The 761-nt window shown below is 68.2% G+C and carries 2 protein-coding genes; both read right to left on the bottom strand.

What is annotated here, in order from left to right; all coding sequences use genetic code 11:
* Positions 1–402, bottom strand: a 402-nt coding sequence (locus ACXJKR_RS33950; protein WP_457326607.1) for a gluconokinase, incomplete at its 3' end; no start/stop codon positions are given.
* 105 nt (positions 403–507) lie between these two features.
* The coding region (locus tag ACXJKR_RS33945; protein WP_457326606.1) for a LytTR family DNA-binding domain-containing protein at positions 508–761 on the bottom strand (254 nt) is incomplete at its 5' end.

The raw sequence follows: 761 nt of genomic DNA, 5'->3' as shown, positions 1-761 counted from the left end.
CTCGAACTGACTGTCGACCAGGCTGACGGAGAAGAAATGGCCGCCGCGTGCCTCGATGCGACGGCGGGCCTCGGCCCGGTCGACATCCAGGAAGGCGAAGCGCAAGCCCGGTGAGGCTTGGCGGAGCTGGTCACGGTAGCGGCGCTTGAGCGCTGAGCATGCGGCCATGGCGCCTAGCGGGTGGCAACGCAGTTGCTCGCACAGCGCGGCGAGCCAGCCGGCGCGGTCATCGTCGGTCAGCGGCTGGCCCTGGGCCATCTTGCGGCGGTTGGCCTCGCTGTGGAAGTCGTCGCCCTCCAGCCAGACACGGCCGGCTCTATGAGCGACGGCAGCGCCCAGCGCGGATTTACCGCTGCCGGCGACGCCCATGAAGACGAGGGATTCGGGCGCAAGGTGGGTCATGGGGCGCGAGCGAGAGCGGATCTGAGGGCTTTGGATAGCGCTATCCTAATGTCAATGCCGCCTATGACGCTCCGTGTTTTCCCGCCGCAGCCTTCGCGCCGAGCGTCAGAGTACCGCGCGCAGCCTGTCGTAGCCGCTGCGGCTGACGGGAATGCGCTTGCCATTCCTCATGCGCGCGACGTGGGCGTCGCTGTCCGTCTTCTCCAGAGCCTGCAGCGCCGTGAGGTTGATGATGAAGGAGCGGTGTACGCGCACGAAGCGGCTGGGGTCGAGCTGGGCCTCCAGGTCGGAGATGCGCTGGGCCTTCAGGTGGTCGCGGCCGGCGCTGTGGAAGGCGACGTTGTCGGCCTGGGCCTCGA

Source organism: Roseateles sp. P5_E11, from assembly GCF_054049355.1.
The sequence above is the reverse complement of the archived record's forward strand: the minus strand, read 5'-3'. Positions and strand labels throughout refer to the sequence as shown.